Raw genomic sequence first — 16,153 nt, 5'->3', positions numbered from 1 at the left:
CGGCCGGGTAGCGTCAGGACATCGCTCTGCGATGTCCGGGAGCGCCGAAGAAAGAGCGATCACCCATCATCCTTCCTTCGGAACGGAGAGGTGGACGCTCTACCGAACCTCGAATCCCATCTTCGCCAGCGCGGCGCGCAGCGTCTCGCGGCCGTTCATCGCCTTGATCGGCCCCAGCCGGTTCAGCACCCGCTGGGTCCAGGTCGCGGCCTGCAACTCGTGGCGGGCCGAGAACTTGCTCATCTCGGCGTCATAGGCGGTGCGCAGCGCCTCTTCCTTGCTCGCGTCGTAGCGCTCGGTGTGGAGCACGACCGACTGCGGCAGGCGCGGCTTCACCTCGCCTTCGCCCTTTTCGGTGGCGTAGCCGACGCAGAGGCCGAACACGACGACGGCCTGGGGCGGCAGGCCCAGCAGCTCGGCAACGCGGATCGGGTCGTTGCGCATGGCGCCGATATAGACCGTGCGCAGGCCCATCGACTCCGCCGCGACGACCGCGTTCTGGGCCGCCAGTGCTGCGTCGATCGAGGCGACCATGAAGGTCTCCAGCCAGGGCATGGTCTCGAACGGCGTCTTCGTCGCGTTGGAGATGCGCTGGTTGCGCGACATGTCGGCGATCCAGGCGATGAACAGCGGGCACTGCTCGATATGCTTCTGGCCGCCGGCGATCTCGGCCAGCACCTTCTTCTTGGCGGGATCGGTGACGGCGAGCGCCGACCACCACTGCATGTTGGAGCTGGTGGCGGCCGACTGGGCGGCGGCGATCATAGTCTCGAGCGCGCCGGCCGGCACGGGATCGGGCTTGTAGCTGCGCACCGAGCGATGATCGAGCATCGTGGCGATGGTCTCGTTCCACGGTCCGGCCGCGGGCAGGACATCGGCGCCATAGCGGCGGGCGAGGGCTTCCGTCTTGGGAGGCGTGGCAGGCGTCAGGGAATCCATCAGGCGATGCTCTCGGGTTTGCGGCGGGTGATCGCGGTGATCAGCGCCAGGAAAATGAAGCCGGTAACGATCATGAAGATGGCGCGCGGCTCGCCGTGGTCCATGAGGGCGCCATAGAGCAGCGGGGCGACCATGCCGCCCAGATTGAAGCCGGTGCTGACGAAACCGAACACCTTGCCGAACGAGCCCGGCGGCGTGACCGCGCGCACCATCATGTCGCGCGACGGCTGGATGATGCCGTTCAGCAGACCGCCCAGCGACATGACGCCGATCAGAACGGCGGCCGGCATGTTCACCCACGCCATCAGGATCGCCATGGTCGAGGTGCAGGCAAAGCCGATGGCCGCCACGCGCTCGTGATGCGGCGTGCGGTCGGCGATGATGCCGCCCAGCAGCACGCCGCCGGCGCTGCACAAAAGGAAACCCGACAAAGCCACGCTGGCGACATCGGCGGGGGTCCCATGGATCTGCGCCATGCCGACGACGGTGAAGACCTGGATGCCGCCATTGGCCATGGCGAGGCAGAAGAAGAACAGCAGGTTGCGCAGGATCGGCGCACTCAGCAGCAGGTCGAGCCCGACCTTCTGGCCGCTCTCCTTTGCCGGTTGCTGCCCGGGCTTGTGCACGACGCGCGGCAGGACGCTGCCCATCACGATCAGCAGCAACGCGGTCGCGATCGAGAGGCCGGCGACGAACAGGAAGGCGCCGCGCCAGCCCCACAAGGCCGCACAGGCCAGCGCCAGCGCCGGCGTGACGCCCGAGCCGAGATAGCCCGCGAAGGTATGGATCGAGAAGGCCTTGCCGATGCGCTTGTGATCGATGGTGGCCGACAGGATCGAATAGTCGGCCGGGTGATAGACGGTGTTGGCGAGCCCCAGGAAGCCGTAGGCGATGACGAAGAACCAGTAGCCGGGCAGCATCGCGGCGGCCGCGACGGCGACGCCGCCCAGGATCAGGCCGCCGGTCAGCATGGCGCGCGGCCCGACCCGGTCGACCAGGAAGCCGGCCGGTGTCTGCAGCAGGGCGGAGGCGGCATTGAACGCCGTGAGCGCGAAGCCGATCTCGACGTAGCTGACGCCGAACGCCGCGCGGACTTCGCCGAACAGCGGTGGCAGCAGCATGATGTGCACGTGGCTCACGAAATGCGCCACGGCGATCAGCGCGATCACCTTGAATTCGCGGGCCTTCTTCGCATCGCTGCCGGCATCGCTGGCCGGCAGGTCGAATGAGTTACTCGTCGACGACATTGACGCCCAAAGTCCCTATGCCTGAGATCTCGACTTCCAGCCTGTCGCCGGACTTCATCCAGAGCGGCGGCTTGCGGCCCGTGCCGACGCCGTCCGGCGTGCCGGTCGCGATGATGTCGCCCGGCTCGAGCCAGGTCACGGTCGAGAGATATTCGATGATGGTGGCGACATCGAAGATCATGTGATCGGTCGTGTCGTGCTGCACCACGCTGCCGTTCAGCCGTGTCGTCAGCTCCAGCCGCTGCGGATCGGCGATCACATCAGACGTGACCATCCACGGGCCCAGCGGCCCGGTCGCCGGGAAGTTCTTGCCGGCGAAGACCGAATGCTTCTGGAAGTCGCGCACGCTGCCGTCGATGAAGCAGGTGTAGCCCGCGATCACCGACAGGGCGCCGGCGCGCGGGACGTGCCGGCAGCGTTCGCCGATCACGATGGCGAGCTCGCCCTCATAGTCGAAGTCGCCCGAGGCGCGCGGCCGCACGATGTCGCCGCCATGGGCCACCAGCGTGTCGTGAAGCCGCGAGAACACGCTGGGCACCGTCGGCATCTGGCGTCCGACCTCGCCGACATGGCTCGCATAGTTGAGGCCGACGCAGAGGATCTTGCCCGGATCGGGGATCACCGGCAGCCACTCGACATCCTCGAACGCGAGAGTGGGCGTTGCGCCTTTCAGTGCGGCGCGAAGTTCATCAAGCGCCTTGGTCGCGATGACATCGCGCAAGCCCGACCAGCGCCCCTTCGTGCGTGCAGACAGATCGACGATGCCACCGTCCACGGCCGCGCCGAATTTGTTCGCGCCCGCATGGCGAAAGCTGACCAACCGCATAGGGACGGACCCTAGGGTGATTGCAGCAGCTTCGAAAGACCTTTGGAGAGTCTGATGCTGTCGACGGCGCCGGGCTTCGCAAGTGCACCATTGGTGGCTTTGGCGGGCTTCTGCAGCGCGAGACCCTCGGCCATCGAGATGGCGCAGGCCACGCCGTCGAGAAGAGGGGCGTCGACCATGTGCTTCAGCTTGGCGGCCAGCCCGGCCAGGCCCGCGCCGCCCAGGATCACGACGTCCGCGCCGTCCTCTTCGACGCAAGCGCTGCAGCCTTTTGCCAGCAATTCCATGGCGGCCGTGGGGTTACGCGCAATGTCGGCGCCGGTCGGCGCGACGGTGCGCACCGAGGCGAGGCGCGAGGAGAGGCCATGGCCCGCCACGAATTCCTCGAGCATCGACTTCCAGCGCTCGCCGCCGGTGACGATCGAGAAGCGATTGCCCATGGCACAGGCTTGCAGGATCGACGCATCAGCCATGCCCACGACCGGCACCGGACTGACCTCCTTGAGAGCGGCGAGGCCCGGATCGCCGAAGCAGGCGAGAACGACCGCATCCTTCGGCCCGCGATCGTTGGCGTAGGCGTCGAGCGCGGCGTGGCTCGCGATGGCATAGGCCGCGCGCGAGGCGATGTAGCGCGGACCGAAGGAACCGGTGAGCGCCCGCAGGCGGGTGCCCTTGGAGGCAAAGCCCTTGGCCGTCTTGAGCACGAGGTCGGTGATCGACTTCGTGGTGTTGGGATTGATCAGCAGGATGTTCGTCATGGTCACGTCCGCATGGTTTCCGCGAGGCGCGCGGCATCGTGGTTCTCGCCGATCGACAGGGCGCAGATGCGCGAGATGTGGGTGAGCGGCAGGCCGCTCTCTTCGGCCCAGGCATTGATCTGCGCCTGGGCGAGCTTCTGGTCTTTCTTGGACGTGCCCTTCTCGCTGATCGGCACGCCGGCATCGCGCAGGCACATCATGAGATCGCCGGTCAGGATGAAGGAATCACGCCCGAGGAAGCGCAGCAGGTACTGGCCGGAGAAGCCGCCGAGACGGGAGCCGCGCTTGGCGAAGATTTCGAGCAGGCCGATCTGGTCGTCGGCCGGCCAGGCGGCGAGGAACTTGCCGAAGCTGCCATGCTCCGCCGCGATGTCGGTGACGAACTTCGCATTGTCGCGCACCGACCGGATGCTGGTCGGGTTGCGCACGATGCGGGTGTCCTGCGTCAGCTTCTCCCAGAACTCGGCCGGCTGGAACAGGAGCCGCTTGGGATTGAAGCCAAGGAAGGCCTCTTCGAAGCCCGGCCACTTCTTGTCGATGACGCTCCATACGAAGCCGGCGCAGAACACGCGGCGCGCCATCTCGGCCAGCACGCGGTCGTCCGTGAGTTTCGCCAGAGCCTTGTTGTCGCGTTTCTTCGGCAGCAGGGCCGCCAGCGCCTTCTCGCCGCCCTTGCGCCTGGCAGCGCGTGCCTGGATCGACTTGAAGCTGACCCTTGCCATCCAGCCTACTCGAGCCAGCCGTCGAAGAAGTCGAACACGGTGGCCTTGAACATCGGATGGCCGATACAGGAGAAGTGATCGCACCCCGGCAGGGTCACCGCCTTGGCGCCGGGGATGGCGGCGGCCAGTCCCTGCGGTGGGCCGGCGAGCTGGTCGCGGGCGCCGGCGACGACAAGCGTCGGTCGGCGGATCGCCATCAGCGAGTCGCGCGTGAGCGGCAGGCGCGGTCCGCGCGAGCAGGCGGCCAAGGCCAGCCGGTCTTCCTTCTGCTCGTCGGCGAAGTGGCGGAAGCTCTTGAGCATCGGATCGGCGATCTCGTCGGGGTTGGCTGCTTCCATGGCCGCGGCCATGGCGCCTTCCTCGCGCGGCGGATCGAACAGCGTGGCGCCGACGCCGGCCACGACCAGATGATCGATGCGGCCGGGATCGAGCAGGGCGGCCGTCAGGGCGATGTGCGAGCCCATCGAGAAGCCCAGCACGTGCGCGCGCTCGACGCCGGCATGGTCCATCAATGCAAAAACATCGCGGGCCATGGCTTCGCGATCGTACAGGGCCGGATCGTGCGGCTTGGCGCTTTCGCCGTGGCCGCGATTGTCGAGCGCGAAGCCGCGGAGTCCCTTGGCGGCGATGGCGTCGTACCAGCCCATGCGCTTCCAGTTCTCGGTGCGGTTCGCGGAAAAGCCGTGCACCAGCACGATCGCCTTGCGGCCATCGGCGGGGCCGAATTCGTCGTAGGCGAGGTCGAGCCCATCGGAGGTGAAGTGAGCCATGACTTTCCCTAACAAGTGGCATGAACTGCGACAAGGTTGATCGCGCTGGCCAAGTGTCGGACAAACGCGACAACGAAAGAGGAAACGCATGACGGGACATCACGGGAAGATCGGCAAGACGGTTCAGGAGTCACAGCCCCACTGGCCGGAAGCCCCGAAGCGGCCGAAAGGCGCCCCGAACATCCTGGTCATCCTGTTCGACGATGTCGGCTTCTCCGACCTCGGCTGCTACGGCTCACCGATCGAGACGCCCGTGATCGATGCCCTCGCCAAGCGCGGGCTGCGCTACACCGGCTTTCATACCACGGCGATGTGCTCGACCACGCGGGCGGCCCTTCTGACCGGCCGCAATCATCATTCGGTGGGCGTGGGCTGCCTCGCCAACTTCGATTCGGGGTACCCGGGCTATCGCGGCAAGATCAGCCGCGAGGCCGGCACCATCGCCGAAATGCTGCGTCCCCATGGCTATCGCAACTACATGCTGGGCAAGTGGCACGTGACGCCGCTCACCGAGTCGGGCGCGACCGGCCCGTTCGACGGCTGGCCGCTGGGCCGCGGCTTCGACCGCTACTACGGCTTCATGGATGCCGAGACCGACCAGTTCGCGCCCGAGCTGGTGCGTGACAACACGCCGGTCGATCCGCCGGGCACCTTCGCCACCGGCTATCATCTCACCTCCGACCTGGTGGACCAGGCAATCCGCTATCTCGCCGACCATACCGCCGACAATGCCGAGACGCCGTGGCTCACCTGGCTGGCGTTCGGCGCCTGCCACGCGCCCCACCAGGCGCCGTTCAACCTCGTCTCCAAGTACGATTCGATCTTTGCCGAAGGCTGGGACGCCGAGCGTGAAAGGCGCCTCGCGCGCCAGATCGAGATGGGCATCGTGCCCAAGGGCACGATGCTGCCGCCGCGCAACGATTCCGTGCGCGCCTGGGCCGAGATTGCCGAGCCGGAGCGCCGCCTGTTCACCCGGCTGCAGGCCGCCTACGCCGCCATGCTCGATCATGCCGATCAGCATATCGGCCGCCTGATGGCCTTCCTCGAGAGCAGCGGCCAGCTCGACGACACGCTCGTCATCGTCATGTCCGACAACGGCGCCAGCCAGGAGGGCGGACCCTTCGGCATGATCAACGCCATGGGCCCCTACAATCTGCGCCGCGAATCGCTCGAGGAGAAGATCGCGCGCATCGACGATATCGGCGGGCCCGACACCCATTCGAACTTCCCGTGGGGCTGGGCGATGGCGGCCAACACGCCGCTGCGGCGCTACAAGCAGAACACCCATGGCGGCGGCATCCGCGATCCGCTGGTCATGGCCTGGGACAAGGGGATCGCCGCGCGCGGCGAGCTGCGCCATCAGTTCTGCCACGCCAGCGACCTGGTCCCGACCCTGCTCGACGTCGTCGGCATCAAGCCGCCGAAGGCGATCAACGGCGTCAAGCAGATGCCGCTCGAGGGCACCAGTTTCGCCAAGAGCCTCAAGAATGCGAAGGCCAAGTCGAAGGCCAAGCCGCAATATTTCGAGATGTTCGGCCATCGCGGCCTGGTGCAGGACGGCTGGAAGGCGGTCTCCTACCACCCGCCGGGCGCCGACTTCGCCAACGACAAGTGGGAACTCTACCACCTCGACCAGGATTTCAATGAGACCAACGATCTCGCCGAGAAAGAGCCCGAGCGGCTGAAGGCGATGATCGAGGAATGGTGGCGCCAGGCCGAGGCGAGCAAGGTGCTGCCGCTCGACGACCGCTTCGCGCCGCGCTTCGCCGACAATGCCAAGCGTTTCCACGGCCCGCGCAACCGATTCGTCTTCCACGCCGGCATGGGCCACGTCCCGACCGACGTGGCGCCCGACGTGCGCAACCGCACCTACACGATCGAGGCCGACGTGCAGGTCGACGGCGCGATGACCGAGGGCGTGCTGATCGCCCATGGCGACGCCACCACCGGCTATTCGCTCTACATGAAGGACGGCAAGTTGGCCTACGACATGAACATCGGCGGCGAGCATCACCTGATCGTCTCCGACCGGCCGGTGCCGGCCGGCAACCGCAAGCTGGCGGTCCAGATGCGGCGCAACAAGGGGCGCAACCTCGCCACGATCCTGATCGACGGCGAGCCGGCGGGCAGCTTCGACACCCAGAACGGCTTCGTGAGCTTCATCTCCTGGTCGGGCCTCGACATCGGCCGCGACCGGTCGAGCCCGGTGTCGCACTACGAGGCGCCGTTCGCCTTCACCGGCAAATTGCGCAAGGTCACCGTGCTCATGGACGACGACCAGGTGCTCGACGCCGAGCAGGCAGCCGCGGCGGCGCTGGCGCGCGAGTGAGCGTCGCCCCGCCGGGGAGGGGCGTCGACAGCGCCTATGCGTGGCGGCTGGCGCTGGTCTCGATGGCCTGCGTCGCGCTGGGCGGCGGCGGCATCTACCTGCCCATGGTCGGCCTCAAGGAAATGGCGGCCGACTTCGGCGACCAGCGCGCCGTGCCGTCCTTCGCCTACATGGTGGGCTTCTTCGGCATGGGCGTGGGCGGCGTCTTCATGGGCTGGCTGGCCGACCGCACCAGTCCGAGGGTGCCGCTGCTGATTGCCGGTGTCTGCATCGCGCTGGGCGGTTGGGTGGCGTCCCGCGGCGGCGAGATCGCACTCTATGCAGGCTATGCCGTCCTGCTGGGATTCCTCGGAAATGCCGGTACCTTCACGCCGGCCATGAACAACGTGCAGGGCTGGTTCGAGAAGCGGCGCAACATGGCGATCGCTCTCATCTCGATCGGGCCCGCGGTGGCCGGCTCGGTCTGGCCGCAGGTCTACCGCCTGCTGCTGCCGGAGATCGGATGGCGCGACACGTTGCTGGTCTACGGCCTGTCGGCCGGCGGGCTGTTGCTGCTGGGCGCGCTCTACGTCCGGGCCGCGCCGACCCTGCGCGGTCCGGGCGGGCGGCGGCGCGAGGAGAAGGTGCACCTGCCGCTGCCCTCCTCGACGATCATGGGGCTGCTGTCGGCGGCGGGCTTCTGCTGCTGCACCGCCATGGCGCTTCCCTTCGTTCACATGGTCGCCTTCTGCGGCGACCTGGGCTACCCGGCGGCGCGCGGCACCGAGGCGGTGTCGCTGGTGCTGGTCTCAGCCATCGTCGCCACCTTCGTCATGGCGCGGCTGGCCCAGCGCATCGGGCCACTGCCTGTCAGCCTGATTTGTTCGGTGATCCAGATCGGCTCCCTGGTCGGGTTCCTCTACGTGCGCGACATCAACGGAATCTATGCGTTGTCCCTGCTGCACGGCATTCCCTTCATCGCCATCGTGCAGGGCTATGCGCTCAACCTGCGCTTCCTCTACGGCCCGACGATTGCCGGCTGGCGGCTGGGCGTGGTGATGCTGTTCGCCATGGCGGGCATGGCCGCGGGCGGCTGGCTCGGCGGCTTCATCTTCGACGCGACGCTCTCCTATACGCCGGCGTTCCAGTCTGCGCTGGCCTTCAACCTGCTCAACCTGATGCTGCTGGGCATCCTCTATACCGCGCAGCGGCGTCGGCACGCGGTGGGGCTTTTCTAACTTCTTCGCGTATCAAGCAAAGCGAAAGGTCCCTCGCTACGCTCGGGATGACACTATTGTTGGAACTGGCGCAGGTGCGCTGATTACAAAAACGGTGTCATCCCGAGCGTAGCGAGGGACCTTTGCTCATGTGCGGGATTTCCCGCCACACCGATGCACCTTCTAGATGACCTTGCGGGCCTTGAGACCCTCGATCTGCGCAGGAGTCAGGCCCAGGCCGCCATAGACTTCCTCGTTGTGCTGGCCCATGGCCGGGCCGGCATGGCGCACGACGCCCGGTGTCTCGGAGAAGCGCGGCACCACGCCCTGCATGCGCACCGAACCCAGCTCCGCGTCGGGCACGCTGACGATCGCCTGACGCGCCGCGAACTGCGGATCGGCGAAGACGTCGGCGATGTCGTAGATCGGCGAGAAGCCGACCTCGTGGCGGGTGAAGGTCTCGCGCAATTCGGCGAGAGTGAGCTTGCCGATGGCGGCGCCGACGATCTCGTCGAGCTCGCGGTAGTTCTTCACCCGCGCCGGATTGAGCGCGAATCGCGGATCCTCCAGCAGGTGCTTCAGGTCGAGCGCCGCACAGAGCCGCACGAAGATGCTCTGGGTCGAGGCTGCGATCGACGCCCACTTGTCGTCGGCCGTGCGATAGACATTGCCCGGCGCGGCATACTGGCTGCGGTTGCCCGACCGCGTGCGCACGGCGCCGAGCTGATCGTACTCGATGGCCAGGAACTCGAGCGTGCGCATCATCGCCTCGGTGGCCGAGCAATCGATCTCCTGGCCGCGCCGCTCGGGATGCTGCGCGAGATCGTGCAGGGCAGCCAGGATTCCCACCGCGCCGAACAGGCCGGCGACGGCATCGGAGATCGGGTAGCCGAGATGCAGCGGCCGCCCGTCCTCCTCGCCGCAGATCTGCGTGAAGCCGCTCATCGCCTCGAAGATGCGCGCGAAGCCCGGCCGCCCGGCATAGGGACCGTCCTGACCGAACCCGGTAACCCTCAGGATGGTGAGGCGCGGATTGAGGCCCTGCAGCCAGGCTCGCGTGATGCCCCAGCCGTCGAGCGTGCCCGGGCGGAAATTCTCGACCAGCACGTCGGCGTCGAGGACCAGTTTTGCGAACAGGTCACGGCCTTCGGGCAGGCGAAGGTCGAGCGTGATGCCCTTCTTGTTGCGGTTGGTGACCTTCCACCACAGCGGCACGCCGTCCTTGTGCGGCGCCAGCGCGCGCAGCGAGTCGCCGACGCCCGGCATCTCGACCTTGACGATCTCGGCGCCGTAGTCGCCCAGCAGTCCCGCCGCGAAGGGACCGGCCACGACCGTCGAGATGTCGACGATACGCAGGCCCTTGAGGGGGCCGGCGGCTTCAGCTTGATCGGTCTTCATTGGGCGTTTCCTCGTGGGCGAATATCGGGCCGGTGCGCATGCGGAGCCGTCAAGGCAGCTAAACCGGCTTTGCGCGACAGGGAAGGCAGACAGGGCGCGGTGAAGGCTGGCACAGTGATGGTCGGAGGCAATACATGAGCAACGAACTTTGGCGTCTTACCGCAGTCGAGGCCGTTTCGCGTCTCAAGAAGAAGGAGATTTCGCCCCTCGACCTGGTGGACGCTTCGGCCGCGCGCATGGCGGAGGTCGAGCCGGCGGTGAACGCCATGCCGACGCTCTGCCTCGATCGCGCCCGCGACCACGCCAAGCGGATCATGGCGGGCACCGCCAACGAGGCCGAGGGCGAGGCGGGCTGGCTGGCCGGTCTTCCGGTCTCGATCAAGGACCTGACCGACGTGGCGGGCGTGCGCACCACCTACGGCTCGCCGATCTTCGCCGACCATGTGCCGGAGAAGTCGAACCCGCTGGTCGAGCGCATCGAGCGCAAGGGCGGCATCGTGATGGGCAAGTCGAACACGCCGGAATTCGGCGCCGGCGGCAGCACCTTCAACGAAGTCTTCGGCCGCACGCGCAATCCCTGGAACACCTCGCTCACCTGCGGCGGATCCACCGGCGGCGGCTCGGTCTCGGTGGCGACCGGCGAGGTCTGGCTGGCACACGGCTCCGACCATGGCGGCTCGCTGCGGCGTCCCGGCACCTATTGCTCGACGGTCGGCCTCCGCCCGTCGGCGGGCCGGGTCACGCGCGGCACCTCGAACAATCTCTATTCGCCGCAGTCGGTGCAGGGTCCGATGGCCCGCAACGTCGCCGACCTGGCGCTGTTCCTCGACACGATGTCGGGCTTCTGCCCGCAGGACGCCATGACCTTCGACGCGCCAGGCGTGTCGTTCAGCGATGCGGTCGCCAATCCCGTACTGCCCAAACGCGTCGCGTTCACCATCGACTTCGGCGGCCGGTTCGAGGTCGACCGCGAGATCCGCGAGATCTGCACGAGGATGGCGCAACGTTTCGAGGAGCTGGGCTGTATCGTCGAGGAGGTCTCCCCCGATTTCGGCCCGGTCGATGAAGTGTTCATGGCGTTCCGCAGCCAGCAGTTCCTCGTCGATCGCGAGCTGCAGATCCAGCAGTACCGCGACAAGTTCAAGCCCGACATCATCTGGAACACCGAGCTTGGCCTCAAGCAGACGACGAGCCAGCTCGCCTGGGCGGAACGTGAGCGCGCGGCGCTGTACCGGCGGATGTTCACCTTCTTCCAGACCTACGACCTGCTGGTGACGCCGGGCGCGCCGACCGCGGCCTTCGACGTCAACCTGCGGGCGCCAGCCACCATCGCCGGCAAAAAGCTCGAGAACTACATGTCGGGCTCGACGCTCAACTCCGCGATCACCGTGACCGGCAGTCCGGCGATCGCCGTGCCCTGCGGCTTCGACAGTTTCGGCCGGCCGGTGGGCCTGCAGCTCGTCGGCAAGCCGCGCGGCGAGGCGGCGCTCCTGCAGGCGGCGGCGCTCTACGAGAAATTGGTCGGCTTCGATCGGCTGCTGCCCATCGACCCGAGGCCCGGAACCGTGCCACCCTCCTCCCCATAAGAAAGACGAGAGGGGGAGAAAACATGCGGGTCGTCATTACCGGCGCAAGCCGTGGCATCGGTCGCGCGACCGCCTTGAAACTGGCCGCCGACGGCGCGGAGGCGATGACCCTCTGCGACGTCGCCTATCTCGACGAACTGGAGGCGCTGGCCACCAACCTGCGCACCTCCGGCTGCAAGATCCGCACGCTCAAGGCCGACATGGCCAGGCCCACGGAGCCCGCCAAGGTGATCGCCGCCGCCGTCAAGGCAATGGGCGGCATCGACGCGCTGGTCGGCAATGCCGGCATCGCCGCGCCTGCGAAGCTGATCGATCTCGATCTCGCGACCTGGAACCGCGTGTTCGACATCAACCTGCGGGCCAACTGGCTGCTCGCCAAGGCCGCCCATCCGCATCTCAAGCGCTCGAAGGGCGCCATCGTGATGCTGGCGTCGATGGCCGGTGTCGTGCCGCAGCTCCCGACGGGCGCCTACAGCCCGGCCAAGGCGGCGCTGATCATGCTGACCGAGATGATGGCGCAGGAATGGGCGCCCGACGGAATCCGCGCCAACGCGGTCTGCCCGGGCTTCGTCCATACCTCGATGACGGACGCCATCTACAGCAAGCCGGTGCTGGCGCGCGGCCGCGCCAAGATGGTGCCGCTCGGCCGGGTCGCCAAACCGGGCGATATCGCCGACGCCATTGCCTTCCTGCTGGGACCGCAGGCCAGTTACATCACCGGCCAGTCGCTGCTGGTCGATGGCGGCCTCGTCCACTCGGTTTTGAATCACGTTCCGGGAGTCGCCGCGACGCCGCGCGCCCGGTAAGCTGGGGGCGATACGCCCCTCATCCCCAGCACCTGGCGAGGCACCATGGGCCTGTTGAGCGACGACGAGCGCAGCCGTCTGGCACCGGCCCGCTTGGCCGGCGGCACGACCCCCGTCCCGACCCGCGTCGTGTCCAGCGACGAATTCCTGCCGATCGCGCAGACGCCGGCTCAGAAGAGAGTCGAGGCGCGCATGAACGCGCTGGCCGACGAGTATGCGCCCAGGAATGGCCTGTCGCGCCGGCGCTTCTTCCAGACCGCCGCCGGCATGGCGACGGCCTTCGTCGCCATGAACGAGATCTACGGCCCGCTTTACGGCGCCTCGCCGGCCGAGGCCAAGAGCGTCGACCTCGCGCAGGCGCGCGCCGACGGGCTGAAGGATCAGTTCGTCATGGACGTGCACACACACTTTCTGCGCGACGACACGCGGCTCGCGGGTTTCGTGCGTGGCCGCGAGGCCGTAGGCAAGGCCGGCTGGAATCCCGGTCTCGTCGACAAGCCGCAGACCCTCGATGACCTCAAGTATCCGAACTGGTTCAAGGAGATCTATCTCGACAGCGACACCAAGGTGGCGCTGGTCAGTGGCTCGGCCTCGGAGGATCCGCGCGACTGGTTCCTGACCAACGAGATGAAGGCCGAGGCGCGCGAGAAGGTGAACAAGGCGGCCGGATCCAGGCGCTGCCTGTCGCACGCCATCTTCACGCCGGGCTATGACGGCTGGATGGATGAGGTCGACAAGTGCATCGCGACCTTGAAGCCCGATTCCTGGAAGGGCTACACGGTCGGCGACAACACCAACAAGGACCTGGCGCGCCATCCCTGGCGCCTGGACGACGAGAAGCTCGTCTATCCCTTCTACGAGAAGATCGTGAAGGCGGGCTACGACATCGTCTGCGTGCACAAGGGCCTCTATCCGCCGTCGGTCTCGCAGCGCTGGCCGCATCTGACGCCGTACGCGACGGTCGACGATGTCGGGAAGGCGGCCAAGGACTGGCCGCAGATCCGCTTCGTGGTCTACCACTCGGCCTTCCGCTGGACCGGCGCGCCCGGCGCTTCGGCCGGCGGCTACGACCAGTTCGAGAAGACCGGCCGCGTCGACTGGACCTCCGACCTCGCGGAGATTCCCGCGAAGTACGGCGTCAGCAACGTCTATGCCGACCTCGGCCAGATATTCGCCCAGACGACGGTGACCGAGCCCCGCCTGTGCGCGGCGCTGATGGGCATGCTGATCAAGGGCATGGGCGCCGATCATGTCGTCTGGGGCACCGACGCGGTGTGGACGGGCGCGCCGCAATGGCAGATCGAGGCGCTGCGTCGCCTCGAGATTCCCGAGGACATGCAGAAGAAGTTCGGCTTTGCCCCGCTGGGCAGCGCCGACGGGCCGGTGAAGCGCGCCATCTTCGGCGAGAATTCCGCGAAGATGTACAAGTACGACATCAAGAAAGCCGCCTGGCGCGACGATCGCTTCGCCGCGATCAAGTCCGACTATGAGCGTGCGGGCCGCGAACCGTCGAACCTGCGCTACGGCTTCGTGGTTCCTTCGTGACGCGATACGGCATCGTCGGCTTTGGACGGATCGGGCGACGACTGGCGCTACGCATGCCCGGCGTCACGGCGGTTCTGGTGCGGCCCGCGCAAGCGCCGGAGGCCGCGGCAATCGTGGGCAGCGCGGCCGTTTGCACGTCGCTCGACGCGTTCATCGCGCGCGGACCCGCGGTTGCGATCGAGTGTGCCTCCGCATCGATGCTGGCCGAGACGGGGTCTGTATTGATGGCCCGTGGCATCGACCTGATACCACTTTCGCTGACGGCCTTCGCCGATCCGCGGATCGAGCGCCGCTTGATCGATGCGGCGGAAACGGGGCCGGGCCGCCTGGAGATCGCGCCCGGTGCGATCGGGACGCTCGACCTGCTCGCCACCGCGCGCGAGGAGGGGTTGGGACGCGTGATCTATCGTCAGCTCAAGTCACCTTCCATGTGGCGATTGACGCCGGCCGAACGGCTCGCCGATCTGGCGTCGATCGAGACGCGCCGTGTCTTCTTCAAGGGCAGCGTGCGCGAGGTCGCGCGTCACTTCCCCAACAACCTGAACACATCGGTCGGCGTCGCGCTGGCCGGGCTCGGGCTCGATCGAACGGAAGCCGAGCTGGTGGCCGACCCGGCGATCAGCGAGACCGGCCATGAACTCGAGATTCACGCGGCACCGGGCAATGTCGTTCTGAAAGTCGGGGGACGCGAGGTGCCGCCCGATGGCGACCCGATCGACTACACGACATTCAGCCTGATGAGGCTGCTGAAACGCCGGGAAGCGCGGATGGCGATCTGATGGAAGACTCGGTTTCCTTCCTGCGGCAGCTCATTCGCGCCCAGACGGGCGGTGAAGCGGCCGTACAGAAGGTCGTTGCCGACGCGGCGCGCGCTCTGGGCTGCACCGTCGAGACCGTGCGCTACAAGCCGGGCGACGTTCCCATGGTGGGTGAATTCGCGGCGAGTCGCGCCATGGTCGAGGGTGAGCGCGAGAGTGTCGTCGCGACCTTCAAGGGTGAGGGAGAGGGGCGAAGCGTCATCTTCTTTGCCCATCCCGATGGCGAGCCCCTTGCCGGGCTCGGCGCGTGGCGTCGCGATCCCTTCGGCGGTGTCGTCGACGGCGGCCGTATCCACGGCTGGGGCGTCGCGGACGATCTGTCCGGCGTGGCGATGATGGTCGACGGGTTGCGAGCATTGCTCGCCTCCGGTCGCCGGCCAGCCGGAGATGTGATCCTGGCCAGTACGCCCAGCAAGCGTCATGCGCGTGGCGTGTCGGCCCTGCTCCACGGCGGACTGAGAGCCGATGCGGCCGTCTACTGTCATCCCGCCGAATCGGGTCTGGGCATGCGGGAGATCAAGGCCTTCTGCCTGGGCCAGCTCGACTTCCGCATCCTCGTCGCGGGAAGGCCGCCTTCGACCCATGAGATCAGCCATCTCGCCTTCGCCCATCAGGCCGAGAATCCGGCCGACACGCTGATGGAAATCCATTCCCGCCTGAAGGCGCTGGCGGACCGACGGGCAGAGGCCGCTCGTCACCCGCTGCTGGAACAGGCGGTCGGCCGCTCGTCCAATCTGCTCATCTCTCACATGAATGTCGGCACGCCGGGCACTCACACGCGGATCGCTTCGCACGGCCTCATCGAGGGGGCGCTTTCATTGCTGCCGGGCGAGGACATGAACCATGTCCAGGCGTCCGTCGAAGAGGCCGTGAAGGGCCTGGCGCGCATAGACTGGGTGTCGGGCATATCGGGCGCCGAAGTTCCGACGGAAAGCCCGCTCTACCGCATCGTCGCCGACGCCATCGTGGCGACCACCGGCGAACGGCCGCACGTCAATCCGCTGCACACCGCAAGCGACATCCGCAATCCGATCGTCCAGGCTGGCATCCCGACGATCGGACTGGGGCCCCTCGGCGGCGATCTCACGCAGAACGGCCTGCACGATGAATGGGTCGACGTCGAAGATTATCGGCGGGCGGTCGAGGTCGTGTCGGACATTATTGTCGGCTGGTGCGGTGAGGCCTGAAACATCCCGAGCAGGGGCGGATTTCG

At 67.2% G+C, this 16,153-nt stretch carries 14 protein-coding genes; 7 read left to right on the top strand and 7 right to left on the bottom strand.

Going from position 1 to position 16,153, the window contains the following annotated elements:
• Positions 1-99 precede the first annotated feature (99 nt).
• The 6 genes from ACO07K_RS21930 to ACO07K_RS21905 are packed head-to-tail and all read right to left on the bottom strand — an operon-like array spanning position 100 to position 5,262.
• Positions 100-939, bottom strand: a complete 840-nt coding sequence (locus ACO07K_RS21930; RefSeq protein WP_422031611.1) for an NADPH-dependent oxidoreductase — start codon at positions 937-939, stop codon at positions 100-102.
• Positions 939-2,186: an MFS transporter gene (locus ACO07K_RS21925; RefSeq protein ID WP_422031609.1), complete on the bottom strand. Its 1,248-nt coding sequence runs from the start codon at positions 2,184-2,186 to the stop codon at positions 939-941. The genes ACO07K_RS21930 and ACO07K_RS21925 overlap by 1 nt, the downstream gene beginning before the upstream one ends.
• Complete coding sequence (locus ACO07K_RS21920; RefSeq protein WP_422031607.1) at positions 2,170-3,012, bottom strand: fumarylacetoacetate hydrolase family protein; 843 nt, start codon at positions 3,010-3,012, stop codon at positions 2,170-2,172. The genes ACO07K_RS21925 and ACO07K_RS21920 overlap by 17 nt, the downstream gene beginning before the upstream one ends.
• Positions 3,013-3,023: 11 nt before the next feature.
• Complete coding sequence (locus tag ACO07K_RS21915) at positions 3,024-3,770, bottom strand: aspartate/glutamate racemase family protein (RefSeq protein WP_422031605.1); 747 nt, start codon at positions 3,768-3,770, stop codon at positions 3,024-3,026.
• Between the two features lie 2 nt (positions 3,771-3,772).
• Complete coding sequence (locus tag ACO07K_RS21910; protein WP_422031603.1) at positions 3,773-4,492, bottom strand: DNA-3-methyladenine glycosylase I; 720 nt, start codon at positions 4,490-4,492, stop codon at positions 3,773-3,775.
• A gap of 5 nt (positions 4,493-4,497) precedes the next feature.
• Positions 4,498-5,262: an alpha/beta fold hydrolase gene (locus ACO07K_RS21905; protein ID WP_422031601.1), complete on the bottom strand. Its 765-nt coding sequence runs from the start codon at positions 5,260-5,262 to the stop codon at positions 4,498-4,500.
• A gap of 88 nt (positions 5,263-5,350) precedes the next feature.
• Here ACO07K_RS21905 and ACO07K_RS21900 point away from each other — a divergent pair, with 88 nt between their 5' ends.
• A complete protein-coding gene (locus ACO07K_RS21900) occupies positions 5,351-7,591 on the top strand; it encodes an arylsulfatase (RefSeq protein ID WP_422031599.1) in 2,241 nt (746 codons plus the stop codon).
• Positions 7,588-8,808 (top strand): MFS transporter, encoded by a 1,221-nt coding sequence (locus ACO07K_RS21895; RefSeq protein WP_422031597.1) that lies wholly within the window; start codon positions 7,588-7,590, stop codon positions 8,806-8,808. Before ACO07K_RS21900 ends, ACO07K_RS21895 begins: the two co-directional genes overlap by 4 nt.
• A 162-nt stretch (positions 8,809-8,970) precedes the next feature.
• Here the strand turns inward: ACO07K_RS21895 and ACO07K_RS21890 are convergent, their stop codons facing one another.
• Entirely contained in the window at positions 8,971-10,185 is a 1,215-nt protein-coding gene (locus ACO07K_RS21890) for a CaiB/BaiF CoA transferase family protein (RefSeq protein ID WP_422031595.1), read from the bottom strand.
• A 134-nt stretch (positions 10,186-10,319) separates the two neighbouring features.
• On the opposite strand from ACO07K_RS21890, the gene ACO07K_RS21885 reads away from it, so the two are divergent.
• The 5 genes from ACO07K_RS21885 to ACO07K_RS21865 are packed head-to-tail and all read left to right on the top strand — an operon-like array spanning position 10,320 to position 16,127.
• On the top strand, positions 10,320-11,771 hold the full coding sequence (locus ACO07K_RS21885; protein WP_422031593.1) for an amidase: 1,452 nt from the start codon (positions 10,320-10,322) through the stop codon (positions 11,769-11,771).
• Between the two features lie 23 nt (positions 11,772-11,794).
• Positions 11,795-12,577 (top strand): SDR family NAD(P)-dependent oxidoreductase, encoded by a 783-nt coding sequence (locus ACO07K_RS21880; RefSeq protein WP_422031591.1) that lies wholly within the window; start codon positions 11,795-11,797, stop codon positions 12,575-12,577.
• A 45-nt stretch (positions 12,578-12,622) separates the two neighbouring features.
• Positions 12,623-14,122, top strand: a complete 1,500-nt coding sequence (locus ACO07K_RS21875) for an amidohydrolase family protein (RefSeq protein ID WP_422031589.1) — start codon at positions 12,623-12,625, stop codon at positions 14,120-14,122.
• Entirely contained in the window at positions 14,119-14,901 is a 783-nt protein-coding gene (locus ACO07K_RS21870) for an aspartate dehydrogenase (RefSeq protein WP_422031587.1), read from the top strand. The genes ACO07K_RS21875 and ACO07K_RS21870 overlap by 4 nt, the downstream gene beginning before the upstream one ends.
• Positions 14,901-16,127: a M20 family metallopeptidase gene (locus tag ACO07K_RS21865; RefSeq protein WP_422031585.1), complete on the top strand. Its 1,227-nt coding sequence runs from the start codon at positions 14,901-14,903 to the stop codon at positions 16,125-16,127. The genes ACO07K_RS21870 and ACO07K_RS21865 overlap by 1 nt, the downstream gene beginning before the upstream one ends.
• Positions 16,128-16,153 lie beyond the last annotated feature (26 nt).

The organism is Reyranella sp. (assembly GCF_965228225.1).
Classification (GTDB): Bacteria; Pseudomonadota; Alphaproteobacteria; order Reyranellales; family Reyranellaceae; genus Reyranella.
Note: the sequence above shows the minus strand (reverse complement) of the source record. Positions and strands in the feature narration are given on the sequence as shown.